General features: G+C 71.1%; 19 protein-coding genes. 10 read left to right on the top strand and 9 right to left on the bottom strand.

Annotation, left to right across the window (positions count from 1 at the left end):
• From ACQPXB_RS16555 to ACQPXB_RS16540, 4 genes are all read left to right on the top strand, one after another.
• Window positions 1-258 (top strand): non-oxidative hydroxyarylic acid decarboxylases subunit D, encoded by a 258-nt coding sequence (locus ACQPXB_RS16555; RefSeq protein WP_386952086.1) that lies wholly within the window; start codon window positions 1-3, stop codon window positions 256-258.
• A 71-nt stretch (window positions 259-329) separates the two neighbouring features.
• The gene (locus ACQPXB_RS16550) at window positions 330-596 is read left to right on the top strand and encodes a hypothetical protein (RefSeq protein ID WP_366585495.1); all 267 of its coding nucleotides are present in this window, start codon (window positions 330-332) and stop codon (window positions 594-596) included.
• A gap of 49 nt (window positions 597-645) precedes the next feature.
• Window positions 646-945 (top strand): putative quinol monooxygenase, encoded by a 300-nt coding sequence (locus ACQPXB_RS16545; protein ID WP_386952082.1) that lies wholly within the window; start codon window positions 646-648, stop codon window positions 943-945.
• Between the two features lie 114 nt (window positions 946-1,059).
• A complete protein-coding gene (locus ACQPXB_RS16540; protein WP_432852940.1) occupies window positions 1,060-1,254 on the top strand; it encodes an antitoxin in 195 nt (64 codons plus the stop codon).
• Between the two features lie 70 nt (window positions 1,255-1,324).
• Here ACQPXB_RS16540 and ACQPXB_RS16535 read toward each other — a convergent pair whose 3' ends face one another.
• The 4 genes from ACQPXB_RS16535 to ACQPXB_RS16520 all read right to left on the bottom strand — a co-directional run bounded on the left by ACQPXB_RS16535 (window position 1,325) and on the right by ACQPXB_RS16520 (window position 6,837).
• Entirely contained in the window at window positions 1,325-1,939 is a 615-nt protein-coding gene (locus ACQPXB_RS16535) for an isochorismatase family protein (protein ID WP_432852937.1), read from the bottom strand.
• Window positions 1,936-3,813, bottom strand: coding sequence for a hydantoinase B/oxoprolinase family protein (locus tag ACQPXB_RS16530; protein ID WP_386952076.1), 1,878 nt, complete (start codon window positions 3,811-3,813; stop codon window positions 1,936-1,938). Before ACQPXB_RS16530 ends, ACQPXB_RS16535 begins: the two co-directional genes overlap by 4 nt.
• Before the next feature lie 3 nt (window positions 3,814-3,816).
• Window positions 3,817-5,907, bottom strand: coding sequence for a hydantoinase/oxoprolinase family protein (locus tag ACQPXB_RS16525; protein ID WP_432856669.1), 2,091 nt, complete (start codon window positions 5,905-5,907; stop codon window positions 3,817-3,819).
• Window positions 5,908-6,180: 273 nt separating this feature from the next.
• Window positions 6,181-6,837: a GntR family transcriptional regulator gene (locus ACQPXB_RS16520; protein ID WP_432852933.1), complete on the bottom strand. Its 657-nt coding sequence runs from the start codon at window positions 6,835-6,837 to the stop codon at window positions 6,181-6,183.
• 136 nt (window positions 6,838-6,973) lie between these two features.
• Here ACQPXB_RS16520 and ACQPXB_RS16515 point away from each other — a divergent pair, with 136 nt between their 5' ends.
• Window positions 6,974-7,870 (top strand): isocitrate lyase/PEP mutase family protein, encoded by an 897-nt coding sequence (locus ACQPXB_RS16515; protein WP_366585483.1) that lies wholly within the window; start codon window positions 6,974-6,976, stop codon window positions 7,868-7,870.
• Here the strand turns inward: ACQPXB_RS16515 and ACQPXB_RS16510 are convergent, their stop codons facing one another.
• Entirely contained in the window at window positions 7,871-8,500 is a 630-nt protein-coding gene (locus ACQPXB_RS16510; protein ID WP_432852930.1) for a class I SAM-dependent methyltransferase, read from the bottom strand. It abuts the gene before it with no gap.
• A gap of 128 nt (window positions 8,501-8,628) precedes the next feature.
• Here ACQPXB_RS16510 and ACQPXB_RS16505 point away from each other — a divergent pair, with 128 nt between their 5' ends.
• Window positions 8,629-9,099 carry a hypothetical protein gene (locus ACQPXB_RS16505; RefSeq protein ID WP_432852927.1) on the top strand — a complete coding sequence of 157 codons (471 nt, stop codon included), beginning with the start codon at window positions 8,629-8,631 and terminating at the stop codon, window positions 9,097-9,099.
• 7 nt (window positions 9,100-9,106) lie between these two features.
• Here ACQPXB_RS16505 and ACQPXB_RS16500 read toward each other — a convergent pair whose 3' ends face one another.
• From ACQPXB_RS16500 to ACQPXB_RS16485, 4 genes are read right to left on the bottom strand one after another with little or no spacing between them, the layout of a single operon-like run.
• Window positions 9,107-9,781 (bottom strand): GntR family transcriptional regulator, encoded by a 675-nt coding sequence (locus ACQPXB_RS16500; protein ID WP_432852924.1) that lies wholly within the window; start codon window positions 9,779-9,781, stop codon window positions 9,107-9,109.
• Entirely contained in the window at window positions 9,778-10,674 is an 897-nt protein-coding gene (locus tag ACQPXB_RS16495) for an ornithine cyclodeaminase family protein (protein ID WP_432852921.1), read from the bottom strand. The genes ACQPXB_RS16500 and ACQPXB_RS16495 overlap by 4 nt, the downstream gene beginning before the upstream one ends.
• The gene (locus tag ACQPXB_RS16490) at window positions 10,671-11,672 is read right to left on the bottom strand and encodes a proline racemase family protein (RefSeq protein ID WP_432852918.1); all 1,002 of its coding nucleotides are present in this window, start codon (window positions 11,670-11,672) and stop codon (window positions 10,671-10,673) included. The genes ACQPXB_RS16495 and ACQPXB_RS16490 overlap by 4 nt, the downstream gene beginning before the upstream one ends.
• Before the next feature lie 3 nt (window positions 11,673-11,675).
• Window positions 11,676-12,584: a dihydrodipicolinate synthase family protein gene (locus tag ACQPXB_RS16485; protein ID WP_366585469.1), complete on the bottom strand. Its 909-nt coding sequence runs from the start codon at window positions 12,582-12,584 to the stop codon at window positions 11,676-11,678.
• A 135-nt stretch (window positions 12,585-12,719) separates the two neighbouring features.
• On the opposite strand from ACQPXB_RS16485, the gene ACQPXB_RS16480 reads away from it, so the two are divergent.
• From ACQPXB_RS16480 to ACQPXB_RS16465, 4 genes are all read left to right on the top strand, one after another.
• Complete coding sequence (locus tag ACQPXB_RS16480) at window positions 12,720-14,126, top strand: MFS transporter (protein ID WP_366585467.1); 1,407 nt, start codon at window positions 12,720-12,722, stop codon at window positions 14,124-14,126.
• 28 nt (window positions 14,127-14,154) lie between these two features.
• Entirely contained in the window at window positions 14,155-15,381 is a 1,227-nt protein-coding gene (locus ACQPXB_RS16475; RefSeq protein ID WP_432852914.1) for an amidohydrolase family protein, read from the top strand.
• A gap of 145 nt (window positions 15,382-15,526) precedes the next feature.
• Window positions 15,527-16,507: a quinone oxidoreductase family protein gene (locus tag ACQPXB_RS16470; RefSeq protein ID WP_432852911.1), complete on the top strand. Its 981-nt coding sequence runs from the start codon at window positions 15,527-15,529 to the stop codon at window positions 16,505-16,507.
• 10 nt (window positions 16,508-16,517) lie between these two features.
• Window positions 16,518-17,363, top strand: coding sequence for a helix-turn-helix domain-containing protein (locus ACQPXB_RS16465; RefSeq protein ID WP_432852908.1), 846 nt, complete (start codon window positions 16,518-16,520; stop codon window positions 17,361-17,363).
• The last annotated feature ends 2 nt before the right edge of the window (window positions 17,364-17,365 follow it).

Genomic DNA, 17,365 nt, shown 5'->3' with positions numbered 1-17,365 from the left:
GTGACCTGCCCCCGGTGTGACCACCCCGACATCCCGAAGCTCGCCGACTCCCCCGTGGCCGGCGTGTGGACCGTGCACCAGTGCGCGCGCTGCCGCTACACCTGGCGCAGCACGGAACCGGCCCGCCGCACCGAGCGTGAGCACTACCCCGAAGCGTTCCGCCTGACCGCCGAGGACATCGCGTCGGCCACTGCCGTGCCCGCGGTGCCGCCGTTGCTGATCCGGCCGGAAGCAAGCCGGTCCCCGCGCGGCACGTAACCGTTGCTGCGAAGCCATTCGGCCGTGACTGCGGTCGGATCGGCGACGATCGGCGCAGTAGAGTCGCGGCCATGAGCGACACACTGATGTGGGAAGTCCGCGCCGCGCCGGGCCGCCAGCAGGACCTGCTGGCGTGGGTCGAGGCCACCGCCGTGCCGGAACTCACCGCCACGGAGCACTTCGCCGGCGCCGACGTCTACCTGGGCGGCCAGGACCGCGTCGTGGTCATCGCGCGCTGGAACGCCACTCCCCCGCGGCTGCCCGACCCGCCCGAGGAGCTGCTGGCGCGTCCGGTGGCGCAATGGCCCTTCCAACACCACAGCACCGTGAAGCCCTGAACCCAGTAGGTTTGACGAGCCGGGAACACCCTCGTCTTGGAGGTCAGGAATGACAGTCGCGCAGATCGCCTACATCCGTCCCAAAGCGGGCAAAGAGGCGGAGGTGGAGCAGCTGCTGCGCGGGCTCGTCGACGCGGCTCGGCAGGAAGAGGGCACGCTGCTCTACCTGCTGAACAAGCGTGAGGACGAGTTCGTCTTCTACGAGATGTTCGCCGACCTCGACGCATTGAAGGTCCACAGTGGCAACGACGCGCTGCGTGGCCTGGTCGCGCGGGCCGACGAGCTGCTCGAAGGCGGGATCACCGTCGAAAAGGTGTCCTACCTCGACGGAGCCGGTCGCTTCAACTGAAAAACCTTCCGCTCCCATCTCACCCGATGAGGGGACAATGGGGCTGACCCGGTGAACTGCTGGGTACTCCTCGGAACGTCCACCCGAATTCGGCACGACGGAAGGGAGCGCGAGATGGACGGCATGTTCGACAAGGCCAAGGAGAAGCTGCAGGAGTTCGCGGGCCAGCACCCGGACAAGGTCGGCCAGGGCGTCGACAAGGCCGCCGACTTCGCCGACGAAAAGACCGGCGGCAAGCACGGCGACCAGATCCACCAGGGTGCCGACAAGCTGAAGGAACGCTTCGGCGGCGACGACCAGCAGCAATAGTAGTCGCGGCCGCACCACAGAGGGGCCTCCCCGCCGGTATCCCGAGCCGGCCTGGGGAGGCCCCTCGTGGTCATTTCCCGAGGTTTTTCAACGCCTCTTCGACATTCACGACGTCGGCGTACTTCGCGTCGAGATCCACCAGATTGTTGTCGTGCACGGCTTCCGTGCGGTCCGCGCACGCCTGGCGCACCACCTTGGGCCGGAACCCGTGGTTGAGTGCGTCCATTGCGGACGCTCGCACGCAGCCGGAGGTGGAAACCCCGGTGACGACGAGAGTGTCCACACCGCACGCGTGCAAAGTGGACGCAAGCGAGGTGCCGAAGAACGCCGACGCGTACTGCTTGGTCACGACGGCTTCCCCCGGTTCGGGTTTCAGCGGGCCGATCTCGCCCCACCCGCCTTCGGCGCCTTCCTCGAACGCTTTGAGCGCCGGGACTTTCTCCACGAACAGCCCACCGTCGGCGAGGCCGCGCGTGTAGACCACCGATGTCCACACCACCGGGTGCCCGGCCGTGCGCGCGGCTTCGAGCAACGCGCGGGTCGCCTCGATCGCGGGCCCCGGGCTGGGGAGTTCGAAAGGACCGCCGGCTTCGGTGTACGCGCGCACGAGGTCGATCACGAGCAGCGCGGGCCGCGCCCCCCAGCCGAGCCGGCCGGAGAACGCGGACCCGTGCGGCCCGCTCACGACGCCGACCAGACCGGGCGCTGCGGCGCCGGCAGGCCGGTCTCCGCCTCGCAGTTGGCCAGCAGCTCCTCGATCGGCGGGCCCATGTCGAACACCGGCAGCTCCGCCGGCCGCGAGGCGCGCAGCTGATCACGCAACGTCTTCGTCGCGTCGGCGTCCACCGTGCCGTCCGCCGCGACGACCACGCCGTAGGCGCGGGCACCGTCGGGCGTCACGAGGCCGCGTTCGACCTCCAGGCCCACCAGCGCGGGGTCGCGCTCCAACGGGTCGCCCCAGCCGCCGCCACCCCAGGTGACGAAGTGCAGCACGTCGCCGGTGTGCACCGGGACGTCGTGGCACTTGCTGGGCAGGACTTCCCTGGTGCCGTCGGCGCGGTCGATCCACTTCGTCCCGCGCGCGCCGGGTGCGCCGCCGTTGACGCCCCACGGGTAGGTGAGCCAGCGGTCGTCGTGGATGGCGATGGTGCCGGGTTCTTCGAAGACGTAGGTCACGTCGACACCGTTGCCGCCGCGGTGCAGCCCCGCGCCACCGGTGTCGGCGACCGTCTCCCAGCGTTCGATGCGCAGCGGGTAGTAGGACTCCAGGTACTCGCACGGGATGTTCACGAAGCTCGGCCACAGCGAGTGCCCGTCGGGCCCGTCGCCCAGCGGCCGGCCGGGGATGCCGCCGAAGCCGATCGAGTAGAGCTGGAACCACTCGCCCTTGCGCTCGCCGCTCGAGTAGTTGCCGGAGTACATGAAGTGCGGGCTGGACGAGAAGCCGGCCGCGTTGAGCAGCGCCGGGTTCGTCTGGCCGAGCAGGCCGCCGAACAGGTCGAACACGCGGCCGATGCCGTGGTTGCGGCCGTTGAGCGACGCCGGGTGCTTCGGCTTCCAGTAGGAACCGTCCGGAATGGTCACGTCGACCAGCGGGTAGAACCCGTCGTTCCACAGGATCTGGGGGTCGGCCACGGTGATCATGTAGATCCCGAAGAACATCCGGGTGAGGTTCTCGTTGATGTAGTAGTTGATCGGCCCCGCGGCCTGCGGCGAGCTGCCCGTGAAATCCAGGTGCACCTTCTCGCCGGTGCGGGTGAGCGAGAGTTTCAGCTCGTACGGGCCGAAACCCACGCCGTCGTCGCAGATGTAGTCGGTGAAGCTGATCGTCTTGCCGTCTTCGAACACCGTCTGCAGCAGGATCTTCATGGCGTCGTAATTGCGCTGCAGCAAAGCGTCCAAAGCGGACAGGTAGGTCGCCGTGCCGAACCGGTCGCACATCTCCACCACGCGGCGCGACGCTGTGCGGCAGGCGGCGACGAGCCCGTTGAGGTCGGCGCGGTTCCAGTCGGGCATGCGGACCTGGTTGAGGATGATCCGCAGGGCGTCCTCGTTGAGCTTTCCCTTGCGGTACAGCTTGAACGGCGGGACGACCACACCTTCCTCGTAGATCGTGCGTGCGTCGGTGGGCATCGACGACGGGGTCTTGCCGCCGACGTCGGACATGTGCCCGAACATCGAGGCCCAGCCGACGAGCCGGCCCTCGTGGTAGATCGGCATCACGATCAGCCAGTCGTTGGCGTGGCTGATCGCCGCGCCGCAGGCATACGGGTCCGACGTCATCAGCACGTCGCCCTCTTCGATGGTGTCGTCGAAGCCCTCGAGGAAGTCCGGGATGGACAGTCCGAACTGGCCGACCACCATCTTGCCGCTCGGGTCGCCGATGAGCGGGAACTCGTCGTGCTGCTCGCGGATGCCGGGCGAGAGCGCGGTGCGGAAGAGCACCTCGTCCATCTCATAGCGGGCGTTGCGCAGCCCGTTCTCGATGAGGTCGAGGGTGACGGGGTCCACTTCGGACTTGGTGATCGCGCCGGTGGCGGTCTCGATGATCTCAGCCAAGGTTCAGCCCTCCAGCGGGGTGATCAGCAGGCTGCCGGACGCGTGCACGGTGGCGGCGTGCTCGGGCAGCACGAGGGTCGTGGAGTCCATTTCGGTCACGATGGCGGGCCCGGCGACGACGTCACCGGCGAGAAGCTTCGCGCGGTCGTAGACCTTCGCGTCGAGCTGTTTGCCCGACACGTGGATCGGGTGCGTGTCCACCAGCGCGGCCGCCGGGTCGCCGGTGCCCTCGGCCAGCGTCACGGCCGCCACCGACGGGCGCGGGCCGGTGACGGTGGCGCGCGCGTTGACCAGCTCGTGGTCCACGTTGAGCAGGAAGGAGAACAGCCGGTCGTGCTCGGCGTCGAAGTGCTTGGCCAGCAGGTCGAGCGCGGTGCCGGGCGCGTCCAGCGACGCCGGGTCGACCTCGACCGGGATCTCGAAGCCCTGGCCGTGGTAGCGCACGTCGACCTGGAACCCGAGGGTCTGGTCGGCGCGGTCGAGCCCCTGCTCCACGAGCCGGCCGCCGGCCTCGTCGCCGAGCTCGCGCAGGATCTGCACGAGTTCGGCGCCGGTGAGGTCGGCGAAGCGGCGCAGCACCGTGCGGGCCGACACGTCACGCAGGCTCGTGGTCGCGTCGCCCAGCGCGCACAGCACGCCCGGCGACGGCGGCACGATCACGGGCCACGCGCCGGTGAGCTTGCCGAGGGCGTTGGCGTGCAGGGGACCCGCGCCGCCGAACGCGACGAGCGCGAAGTCGCGCGGGTCGAAGCCCTGCTGCACCGAGACCAGGCGCAGGCCGCCGAGCATGTTCTCGTTGACGATGTCGATGATCCCGGCCGCCGCGGCTTCGACACTGGGCAGGCCCATCGCGTCGGCCACCTTGGCGACCGCCGTACGAGCGGCCTCGACGTCGAGCGTGATCTCGCCGCCCGCCAGCTGCGCGGGCAGGTAACCGAGGACCACGTTGGCGTCGGTCACCGTCGGCTCGGTGCCGCCCTTGCCGTAGGCGGCCGGGCCGGGGTCGGCGCCGGCGGACTGCGGGCCGACGCGCAGCGCCTTCGTCAGTTCCGGTACGTGGGCGATGGATCCGCCGCCGGCGCCCACGGTCCGAACGTCCACACTGGACGCTCGCACGGTGAGGTCACCGACCTGCGTCTCGCGGCCGATGCGCGGGTTGAGGTCCTGCACGAGCGCGACGTCGGTGGACGTGCCGCCCATGTCGAACGTGATGAGGTCGCGGTGGCCGCACTGCTCGGCCACCCACACCGCGCCGGTCACGCCGCCAGCGGGACCGGACAGCAGCATCGTCACGGGGGCGGCGACGGCGGCGTCGGCGGCCGAGAGGCCTCCGTCGCTGCGGAGGATGGCCAGCTCACCGGCCACGCCGCTGGCGGCGAGCTCACTGGCCAGGGTCTCGACGTACTTTTTCACCTGCGGCTGCACGTAACCGTTGGCGACGGTGGTGACCGTGCGCTCGTACTCACGCAGCTCGGGCAGCACGTCCGACGACAGCGACACCGGCACACCGGGCAGCACCTCGGCGGCGATCTCGCCCACGCGGCGTTCGTGCGCGGAGTCGGCGAAGGAGTTGATCAGCGACACGGCGAGCGCCTGGATGTCACGGCCGCGCAGCTTCTCCAGCTGGGCCCGTACGTCGGCCTCGTCGAGCTCGCGGATCACCGCGCCGTCGCTGGCGATGCGCTCGTCGACCTCGACGGTGTTCTCCAGCGCCGCCAAGGGTTCCGGCTTCGGCCAGATGATCCAGCCGGCGAGCCCGCCCGGGACGTAGGAGCGCGCGATCTGCAGCACCTGGCGGAACCCGCGCGTGGTCACGAGCCCCACGCGGGCGCCCTTGCCTTCGAGGATGGCGTTGGTGGCCACGGTCGTGCCGTGCAGCACCTGCGCGACCTCGCTCAGCGCGATGCCCGCGTCGGCGCACACCTTCGCGATGCCGTTGCGGACGCCGACCGACTGGTCGGCGGGGGTCGACGGGGTCTTCGCCCGCCAGGTGCCGCCGGTCGTCTCCTCGACCAGCAGCACGTCGGTGAACGTGCCGCCGACGTCGACACCAAGTCTGTAATTTGGCCTCGGCTCCGCCGAGGCGTGCGAGATCGCCTTTGAGCCGGCGTCTCGATCAGGCGGTCGGACCGGCCGGGGGCCGATCGCACCGCCTGATCGAGACGCCGGCGCGATCTCGCTCTGTGGTCGCTGTTCAGAGGACGGGCTGTCCGCCGTGGCGGTGTCGCTGGGGAGATGAGTCATGCCTTCTCCTGTGTTGTCTGGTTCGCACCGTTACGGCGCGGGCGTTACGTCCGGCTACCACAGCGCGAGATCGCGCCGGCGTTTCGACTGGACGGTGCGATCGGCCCCGGCCGATCCGACCGTTCAGTCGAGACGCCGGCTTCCCGGCGATCTCGCACGCCCCGGCGAAGCCGGGGCCAACATTGCAGCGCGGGCGTTGCGGATGTGGGCGGTCATGGTGGCCCGCGCCCAGTCGGAGTCGCCGGCGCGGAGGGCGGCGACGATCTCGACGTGGTGCGCGAGGCTGCGCCGCAGGGACTGTTCGTCGTAGGTGTGGAAGTTGCGCAGCACGATCGGCGCGTGGATGGCGCTCGCGAGCGCGCCGGCCAGGGCCGGGTGGCGGGCGAGGTCCACGAGCTTGGCGTGGAAGTCGCGGTTCATCGGCACGAGCGCGTCGAGGTCCTGTCCCGGTCCGGGACAGCCGACCTCGACCATGCGCGCGGCGAGCTCGTCGAGCGCGGCCAGGTCGGCCTCGGTCGCGTGGGGCACGGCGAGCGCGGTGAGCTGGGGTTCCAGCAGCGTGCGCAGCTCGAAGACGCCTTCCAGCTCGGCGACGGTCCACCGGCTGACCCGCGCCCCGCGATTGGGGACGATCTCCACGAGGCCCTCGGCCGCGAGGCGGGTCAGCGCCTCGCGCACCGGGGTCCGGCTCACGCCGAGCCGGACGGCCAGCTCGACCTCGCCGAGCCGGGCGCCCGCCGGGAACTCGCCCTTCAGGATCAGCTCGCGCAGTGCGTCCACCGCGCGTCCCGATGAAGTCGCCGCCTGTGTCACCCGTCACCCCGTCTCGAAGATTGTGTGCAATCTAGGCCGGAGTCTTGTCCGCCGCAAGGCGTGCGGCGTAGTTTTGCTCTGGATGTATACAAGGAGGAATTCCGTGGGAAATCTGCTCGGTACCGCCGGAACCCCGCGCAAGCGCCTGCGCGAGCTGCTGGCCGCGGGCCCGCCGCTGGTCGCGCCCGGGGCGTACGACGCGCTTTCGGCCCGGCTGGTGGAGCAGGCCGGGTTCGACGTCGTGTACATGACGGGCTTCGGCACCACCGCGTCGCTCATCGGGCGCCCGGACGTGGGCCTGCTCTCCGCCGCGGAGATGATCGACAACGCGACGCGCATCGTCTCGGCCGTCGACGTGCCGGTGATCGCCGACGCCGACACCGGCTACGGCAACGCGATCAACGTCGTGCGCACCGTGCGGGCGTACGAACAGGCCGGCGTCGCGGCGATCCACCTCGAAGACCAGGTGATGCCGAAGAAGTGCGGCCACATGTCAGGCAAGGCCGTGATCTCGCGCGAGGAGATGGTCGGCAAGATCGCCGCGGCCGCCGCCGCGCGGCGCGACCCGGACTTCGTGCTCATCGCCCGCACGGACGCCGCCGCCGTCCACGGCCTCGACGACGCGCTCGGCCGCGCCAAGGCCTACGCCGACGCGGGCGCCGACGTGCTGTTCGTGGAAGCGCCGACGAGCGAGGAGAGCATCGAACGCGTGGCCACCGAGCTGCGCGGCGTCGCGCCCCTGGTGTTCAACTGGGCCGAGGGCGGCCGCACTCCGCCGCTGCCGCTGTCGCGTATCACGGACCTGGGTTTTTCACTCGTGCTGTACCCCATCGGCACCCTGCTCGCCGCGACGGCCGGCATCCGCTCCCTGCTGGACGTCATCCGCCGCGACGGCACGCCCACGGCGGCCCTGCCGGGCGTGCCGACGTTCGACGAGTTCACGACGCTCATCGGGCTGCCCGAGGTGAACGAGCTTTCGCAGCGGTTTTCCGGGGAGTGATCAGGGTTTCCGTGCGGTGATCAGGAAGTGCTCTTCCGGCTCCGCGCCGGGCTTGCCGGGCTCGAAGACCTCCGACCGCGTCCCGGTCACCTCGAGCCCGGTGGCCCGGACCCGGCTTTCGAGATCACCGGCCGCGAAACTGGTGAGACGCACGGCGTGGCCGAGGAACTCGAGCGGCACGTCTTTAATGTCCTTCGGCACGGTGATGAGCGAGAACCGTCCGCCCGGCTTCAGCCAGCCCGCGATCTTGCCCAGCACGGACTCCGTTTCCGCGCGGGTCATCTGCAGGAACGGGAAGAACGCGCACACCGCGTCCCAGCTCTCGGGTTCAGACTCCCACTCCCTCACGTCCACGTGCCGGAACTCCGCGGCCGGCACCTGCTCCCGCGCGATCCGGACCATCTCGCCCGACACGTCAAGCCCCGTGACGCGGTGCCCGGCTTTCGCCAGGTCCTCGGCGACCGGCCGGCCGGTGCCACTGCCGACGTCGAGCACCCGCGCCCCCGGCGGCAGCACCGCGACCAGCTCCCGCACCGCCGCCTCGACCACCGGCGGCCGGCCGAAGGCCTCCTCGTACCCGGCTCCGATGGCGTCGAACAGCTCCTGCGCCGTGGCGGCTTCCTCGCCCATTCCCGGACTCCCCTCGTTCGGGAATCCACTTTCGCACAACGCCGGCGCGAATTCCGCCAGCCGGCTCGCTTCGGGACCGGTCCCCGCGCGCCCCGGCTACGGTGCGGGCCGACCAGGGAGGAACCGGAGTGAGGCGACGCATCACGGCGGGCGGGGCGGCTCTCGCGTTCACGCTGGGCCTGACCGGCTGCGCTACCCCGCAGGACAAGACGAACGACGCGTGCGCCGACGTCAAGGACGTCGTCAACGCCCTGCCGGCCGTCGCCGGCGACGACGGGGCGAAGGAGATCGTGCCCCGGCTCGATCGGCAGATCGACGCCGCCGCCAAGGCGGACCAAGCCTTCGCCGACGCCGGTGCGGACGCCGCGTTCCGCACAGCATGGCAACACCTGACCAAAGCCCTGCGCGACGACCGCGCGGCTTGGCAGAACCCCTTGACGGGCACCGACGCCCTCCCGGGTCCCGGCAGCGACATGATCGCTGCCATGAACCTCGCCGGCTTCAAGGCCGTCGTGGACGACGCCAAAACCTCCCTCGGCGCCGCCGCGGCCAAAGCGGGCTACCCGAACTGCGGGGACGCGATCACCTGGCGGTATTAGTCGGGCGCTACTCGGCCCAGATTCCCCGCACGTGCCGGATGTGGCGGGTCATCAGGGCCTCCGCGCCGGCGGCGTCGCGGGCTTCGATGAGGTCCAGGAGTTCCGCGTGTTCGTGGGAGGAGGGGATGAGCTCGTCGCGGTCGGCGAGGCCGCGGAGACCGTAGATGCGGGAGCGGGAGCGCAGGGAGCGGACGGTCTCGACGAGGTGGGGGTTGCCCGCCTGTTCGAGCAGGCGTAGGTGGAACTGCATGTCCGTGGCGACGTGGGCGATGAGGTCGTGCGCGGCGGCCGCGTGTTCGATGCCGGTGGCCAGCGGGCGCAGCTCGGCGATCACGGCGGGGTCGACGCCGGTCTCGGCGAGGCGGCGGACGGTGGGCACCTCGATGAGGGCGCGCAGCTCGCTGAGGTCGTCGAGGTCCTTTTCGGACGGTTCGGTGACGCGGAAACCCTTGTTGCGCACCGTGTCGATCAAGCCCTCTTTGACGAGGTCGAGCATGGCCTCGCGCACGGGTGTCGCGGAGACGCCGAACTGCGTGGCGAGGCTGGGCGCCGAGTACACGACGCCGGGGCGCAGCTCGCCGGAGATGACGGCGGCGCGCAGCGTCTGCGTGATCTGGTCGCGCAGGTTCCGCTGCACGCCGAAGGTGGGCAGCGTCAGCGTGAGGTGCTCCTGGCTGGTCAACGTGACTCTCCCCGGGCGGCCTCGTAGGTGGTTGCGGCGACCACCAGATCCTCCCACGCCATTCCCACGCTCTTGAACAGCCGGGGCCCCGACCCGGGCAGCGCCGCCCCGCGGACCACATCGGACAGCGGCACCAGCGCGTCCGGCGCCAGTGCTCCTTCGGAAACCGCCAGCACGACGTCGCCGGCCTCGCGCAGGGCGGTGTCCACCGCTTCGACGACCACCGTGGCGCGGCCCATCAACGCGGCGTCGACCTCACGCACGTGCGGTTCGTGCGAACCGACCGCCACCACCGTCGCCCCGTCCGGAACCAGGGCGCCGTCGAACAACGGTGTCGACGAAGTCGTGCAGCACACCACCAGGTCGGCCGAAGCCACGTCCGCCGCCGTGCCGACGCGCGCGCCCTGAGCCGCCGCGAAAGCCGCGGTACGCGCGGCCGAACGCCCCACCACGACGACGTCGCGCACCGGCCGGACCTGCCGCAGCGCCTCGAGGTGGCTCGCCGCCTGCGGGCCGGTCCCGAACACCACCAGCCGCGACGCGTCCGGCGCCGCCAGGCAGTCCACGGCCAGGGCCGACACCGCCGCCGTGCGCACCGACGTCACCGCCACCCCGTCGAGCAGGGCCAGCGGCGTCAACGTCGCGCCGTCCAGCAGCAGGTACTCGCCCTGGATCCGCGGCAGGTCACGCGCCGGGTTCCCGGGCGCGACCGCCGCCACCTTCACCCCGGCGAACGCACCCCAGAACGCCGGCATCAGCAGGAACTGCCCGCTCGGCACCGGAACGACCGCGCGCGCCGGATCCGCCGAAGGGTCGAGACCGTCGGCCAGCGCCGCCCGCAGCGCCGCGATCGCCGCGGGCAGCGACGGCCGCGCGGCCAGCACCTCGATCACAGTTCGAACCCCGCCGGGAACGGGTCGTCGGGGTCGAGGAAGTACTGCGCCGTGCCGGTCAGCCACGCGCGGCCGGTGATGGTCGGGATCACGGCCGGCAGCGAAGCCACCGTCGTCTCCTCCACCAGCCGGCCGATGAAGTGCGTGCCGATGAACGACTCGTTGCGGAAGTCGGTGTGCAGCGCCAGCTCGCCGCGGGCGTGCAGCTGCGCCATCCGCGCGCTCGTGCCGGTGCCGCACGGCGAACGGTCGAACCAGCCCGGGTGGATCGCCATGGCGTGGCGCGAGACCCGCGCGTCGGAACCCGGCGCGGCGAGGTACACGTGGTGGCAGCCCGAAATCGCGGGGTTCTCCGGGTGCACAGGGAGGTCCTGGACGTTGATCGCGTCCATGATGGACAATCCCGCGTCGAGCAGCTTCTGCTTTTCCGCGCGGTCGAAGGGAAGCCCGAGCTCCTCGAGCTCCACGATCGCGTAGAAGTTGCCACCGAAGGCCAGGTCGTAGCGCACCTGGCCGAGCCCCGGCACGGCCACCTTGCGGTCGAGCCCGACCGAGAACGAGGGCACGTTGCGGATCGTCACCGACCGCGCGGCGCCGTCCTGCACCGCGACCTCCGCGACGACGAGCCCGGCCGGGGTGTCGAGCCGGATCGTGGTGACCGGCTCGACGACCTCGACCATGCCCGTCTCGACCAGCACCGTCGCGACGCCGATGGTGCCGTGCCCGCACATCGGCAGGCAGCCCGACACCTCGATGAACAGCACGCCCCAGTCGGCGTCCGGGCGCGTCGGCGGCTGCAGGATCGCGCCGCTCATCGCCGAATGCCCGCGCGGCTCGTTCATCAGCAGCTGCCGGAGGTGGTCGAGGTGCTCGACGAAGTACTGCCGGCGCTCGAACATCGTGGCACCCGGCACGACGCCGACCCCACCCGTGATCACCCGGGTCGACATGCCCTCGGTGTGGGAGTCGACCGCGTGGAACAGCCGCTTGGCGCGCATGGTCTAGGAAAGCCCTTCCTCGAGCGCTCGTTCGGTGGCCTGGCGGACGGCCTTCTCCTGCTCGGGCGTGAGCGGCACCCGCGGCGGACGGCAGGGCCCGCCGTAGCGGCCCGCGATGTCCATGCTCAGCTTGATCGCCTGCACGAACTCCGTGAGCGAATCCCAGCGCAGCAACGGGTGCAGCAGCCGGTAGAGCGGCACGGCCTTCTCCAGGTCGCCGGCCGACGCCGCGGCCCACAGCTCGCTGGTGGCCTTCGGGAACGCGTTGGGGTAGCCCGCGACCCAGCCGGGCGCGCCGGCGATCGCCAGCTCCAGCAGCACGTCGTCGGCACCGCACAGCACGTCGAGCTCCGGCGCGAGCTCGGCGATCCGGTACGGCCGGCGCACGTCGCCCGAGAATTCCTTCACACCGACGATCAGGCCCTCGGCGTGCAGCTCGGCCAGCAGCTCCGGCACGAGGTCGACTTTGGTGTCGAAGGGATTGTTGTACGCGACGATCGGCACACCCGCCTTCGCGACCTCGCGGTAGTGCTCGACCACCGCGCGCTCGTCGGCCCGGTAGGAGTTGGGCGGCAGCAGCATCACGGCGGGGCAGCCCGCCTCGGCCGCGCTTTCGGCCCAGCGCCGTGCTTCCGTCGCGCCGTACGCGGCGACGCCCGGCATCACCGTGAAGCCCTCGGGCGCCGCTTCGACCGCGGTGCGGACCACGCGCGTGCGCTCTTCGACGCTCAGCGTCTGGTACTCCCCCAGCGAACCGTTGGGCGTGACGCCGTCACAACCGCTCTCGGCCAGCCACGCGACGTGCTCGGCATACGCGTCGAAATCGACGGTCAGCGCGCCCGGCTCGGTCTCCCGCAAAGGAAGTGCGGCCGCCACCAGCACGCCGTGCCATGGCTTTTCGCGCCCGGTCATGAAACCTCCACGAAATCGATGTTACTCAGAGCCGTGCTCCCGAGCCGAACGTGTAAACGCTCGGAAATTCATCGTGCCATGTGTCATGTGACATTGTACAGTGTCCTGACCTCGTCCCCCATCGTGGGAGGCTCCATGTCAGAAACGACCGGCGCGCCCCCGAAGCTCACTTCGCACGTGCTGGCGGCCCGGCTCGAACGCCTGCCGATCTCCCGGTTCCACTACAAGCTGCTCTTCGCGGGCGGCCTCGGGTACACCTTCGACGCGATGGACGGCGCGATCGTCGCCTTCATCCTCCCCTCCGTCACCGCCGAATGGGGCCTGTCCAGCGGAGCCACCGGCATCCTGGGCAGCAGCCTGCTGATCGGCTTCCTCTTCGGCGCGTTCGGCGCCGGGGTGCTCGGCGACAGGATCGGCCGGCGCGCGGTCATGGTCAGCGCGCTGATCCTCTACGCGGCCGCGAGCCTCGTCGCGGCCGTCGCGCCGAACTTCGCGGTGCTGTTCGTCGCCCGCGTCGTGGCGGGCATGGGCACCGGCGCGGAGAGCGCGATCATCGCGCCCTACCTGTCGGAGTTCGTGCCCTCGCGCGTGCGCGGGCGCTACATCGGTTCCCTGGCCGGGTTCTTCGCGTTCGGCTACGTGTTCGCGAGCCTGCTCGGCTACTTCGTGGTCAGCGACGTACCGCACGGCTGGCGCTGGGTCCAGGTGCTCACGGCGGTGCCGATCGTGATGCTGCTGTGGTGGCGCCGCTCGCTGCCGGAGTCGCCGCGGTTCCTGCACGTCCACGGCCGCGTCGCCGAGGCCGAGCTGGTGGTCGCCGACATCGAGCGCCAGGTCGGCGCCCGCGTCGGCCCGCTGCCGGCCCCACAACCGTCCACACAGGACGAAGAGGTGCAGGTGTCCTCGGGCACGATCCTGTCGAACCTGCGCGCACTGGTGTCGTCCGGGCTGCGCAAGACCACGATCACGTCGTGGGTCTACTGGTTCGTCGCCATCTTCACCTACTACGGCTTCTTCACCTGGATCCCGTCGCTGCTGGTGAAGCAGGGCTTCGACATCTCGAAGAGCTTCCTGTTCTCCATCGTCATCTACCTCGCGCAGATCCCCGGCTACTACTCGGCCGCGTTCGTGAGCGAACGGATCGAGCGCAAGTGGACGATCGTGATCTACCTGGCGGGCGGCGCGCTCGGCGCGTTGGGGCTGGCGTTCGCGGGCAACAGCACGCAGATCCTGGTCTGGGGCATCGTGCTGTCGTTCTTCATGAACGGCAACGCGGCGCTCGAGTACTCCTACACGTCCGAGATCTACCCGACGATGATCCGCACCACCGGCCTCGGCGTCGCGTCGGCGGTCGGGCGGATCGGCGGCATCATCGCGCCGATCGTGATCGGTTTCTCCTACAGCAACGTCGGGTTCGGTGGCGTGTTCACCATGCTGCTGGTCCTGCTCGTGATCGGTGCCGGGGTGGTGGCCGTGTTCGGCCAGCGCACCACCGGCCGCTCGCTCGAGACGATCGGACAGGAGACGATCGGACGTGGCTGAACCCGACGAACCCTCTGGAGGTGCCCGCATGCCCGCCGACCTCAGCGTCCGGCACGTCAGCGTTGTGGATCCCGAGTCCGAGCAGGTGACCGGCGACCAGGTCGTCCGCATCACCGGCGGGCGGATCACGGCGGTCGAAGCCGATCCCGGTGGCCCGGCCGGGGACGGCGAGCTGGACGGCACGGGGTTGTTCGCCGTGCCGGGGCTCATCGACTGCCACGTGCACGTGAACGCCGTGAGCGCGGCGCTCGGCACGGTCGCGGACGAGTCGCCCGCGTATGTGGCCGCGCAGGCGTCGCACCTCCTGAAGGACATGCTGGCCCGCGGCTTCACCAGCGTCCGCGACGTCGGGGGCGCCGACTTCGGCATCGCCGCCGCCGTGGCCGAAGGCCTGTTCACGGGGCCGCGGATCTTCTTCGGCGGCAAGGCGCTTTCGCAGACCGGCGGGCACGGCGACCTGCGCCCGGCCGGTCGCGACGTGCACGACCAGCACTACGCGATCCCCGTGCTCGGCCGCGTGTGCGACGGCGTGGACGAGGTGCGCCGCGCCGCCCGCGACGAGATCCGCCGCGGCGCGCACCACCTCAAGATCATGCTGTCCGGCGGCTGCGCGAGCCCCACGGACCGCGTGGACTCCCTGCAGTTCTCCGACGAGGAGGTGACCGCGATCGTCGAGGAGGCGGCCGCGGCGAACCTCTACACGGCGGGCCACGCCTACACCGCCGACGCCGTGAACCGCGGCCTGCGCCTCGGCGTCCGCACGATCGAACACGGCAACCTCCTCGACGCGACGTCGATCGACCTGTTCCTCGCGCACGACGCGTTCTACGTGCCCACGCTGATCACCTACCAGGCCTTGCTGGAGCAGAGCCGCGAGCTGGGTTTCACGGCCGAGCAGTACGAAAAAGTCGTGCGGGTGACGGAAAACGGCTACCAGGCGTTGCAGCTCGCCGACGCCGCCGGCGTCCGCATCGCCTACGGCAGCGACCTGCTGGGCGCGATGCAGGCGCGGCAGTCGGAGGAGTTCTCGTTGCGCGCCAAGGTGCAGAAGCCGGCCGCGGTGCTGCGCTCGGCCACCACGGTCGCCGCCGAACTGCTGCGGCAGGTGGGCACAGTGGGCACGCTCGCACCCGGCGCCCGGGGTGACGTCGTGCTCGCACGAGCGAACCCGCTGGCGGACCTCGACGTGCTGGCGAACCCGGCGACGGGGCTCGCGGCCGTGGTGCAGGACGGGGTGGTGCGCGTGCGGCGGTGACGACGGTGTTCCGGCCTGGGTCCGGACCGGGCCGTGGAATTCCGGGCCAGAGGGGGCCTGACAGGTCCCCTCTGGGCGCCGGATCGAGCCTCGCGCGTCGTTAGCCTCGGTCGTGGATCGCAGCCACACCAGGAGGAACGCACCCATGAAGGCCATGTTCATCACCGCGTACGGCGACCCCGGCGTCATCGAGCCGGCCGAGGTCCCCGAGCCCGTCCCGGGGCCTGGGGAACTCAGTATCACCGTGTCCCACTCGGCCGTCGGGCTGGTCGATGCGATCATCCGCCGCGGCGAACTGGCCGACTACGACTACGCGCCACGACCGCCGGTGGTGCCCGGGCTCGAGGTGGCGGGCACCGTGCGCGCCGTGGGCCCGGGCGTCGACCGGTTCGCCGTCGGCGACGAGGTGGCGACGCTGACCCTGCCGCGGATGGGCGGATACGCGGAGGTCACCGTCGCGCCAGCCGACCTGGTGGTGCCGCTTGCGGGCACGGGTGTGAGCCGCGAACAGGCCGTCGCAGGGTTCGCGAACACGGTTACTGCATACCTGTCCCTCACCGAGGCGGTGCGCCCGCCGGTCGGCGGCAAGGTGCTGGTGCACGGCGCGCTCGGCGGACTGTCGTCGGTCTACCCCGAGGTGGCGCGGCTGCTCGGGGCGAACGAGGTGGTCGGCACCGTGCGCCGGGCCGGGCAAATCGACGCGGCGCTCGCGCTCGGGTTCGACCGGGTGGTCCTCTCCGGTGAGTTCACCGAGGCGCTGGGAGACGAGCGGTTCACCGTGATCGTCGATCCGGTGGGCGGCGACGTGCGGCGGGCCTCGGTCGGCCTGCTCGCACCGATGGGCCGGCTGCTCGCGGTCGGCAACGCGGGCGGCGAGCACGGCGCAGCGCTCGACTCGAACGCGGTGTGGGGCGGCAACATCGGCGTCGTCGGGTTCAACGTGGGCGGCTACCTGGCCGCCGGCACCTCACCGGCCGTGCCTGCGGCGCGGGCGGTGATGCCGCTGTTCACCGAGGGGAAGATCAGCCTGCCCGTGACGACGCTGCCGTTCGCCGAGGCCCGCGAAGCGCACCGGCGGATCGACGCCCGGGAGGTAATTGGGCGGCTGGTTCTCGCTTCGCTCTAGGCTCGGGCGCATGGAGCGGGATGACGAGCTGAGCGAGTTCCTGCGCTCGCGCCGCGCCCGGGTCACCCCGGCCGAGGCCGGGCTGGGTCCGGGTGCCGGCGTTCGCCGCGTCCCCGGCCTGCGGCGCGAGGAGGTCGCGCGCCTGGCCGGGGTGAACGTGGACTACTACGTGCGGCTGGAGCGCGGCCGCCGGATCAACCCGTCCGATTCGGTGCTCGACGCGGTGGCCCGCGCGCTGCGGCTGAACGCCACGGAGCGGGCGCACCTGTTCGCGCTGGTGCGCCCCGGGGGCACTCGCCCGGTGCGGCGCGCGGTTCCGCCCCAGCGGGTGCGGCCGTCGGTGCACCGGATCCTCGATGCCCACGAGCCGCTCCCGGCGATGGTCCTCGGCCGCCGGATGGACGTGCTCGCCGCGAACCGACCGGCCCGCGCGCTGTACACGGACTGGGAAGCCCTGCCCGGACCGTCACGCAACATGGTGCGGTTCCTTTTCACCGACCCGGCGGCGCGCAGCGTGCTGGTCGACTGGGCGGGCAGCGCGACCGAGGCCGTCGCGCACCTGCGCCTCTACCAGGGCCGTTACCCCGCCGACCCGCTGCTGGCGGACCTGATCAGGGACCTGTCGGCCGCGGGCGAGGACTTCCGCGGCCGGTGGGCCGACCACGACGTGCACCAGCACACCTACGGAGCCAAGAGCTTCGACCATCCGGTGGCGGGCCGGTTCACCCTGGCGTACGAACTGCTCGGCATTCTGGACGACGCGGACCAGTTCCTCACGCTCTACACAGCGGAACCGGGCTCGGCGTCGGAAGCCGCGGTGCGTCGCCTCCGCACGGCGTCTATCGCGGATGCCTGAAC

This window comes from Amycolatopsis sp. CA-161197 (genome assembly GCF_050942255.1).
In the GTDB taxonomy this organism is placed as follows: domain Bacteria; phylum Actinomycetota; class Actinomycetes; order Mycobacteriales; family Pseudonocardiaceae; genus Amycolatopsis.
This window is presented reverse-complemented; position numbering and strand designations above follow the sequence as displayed.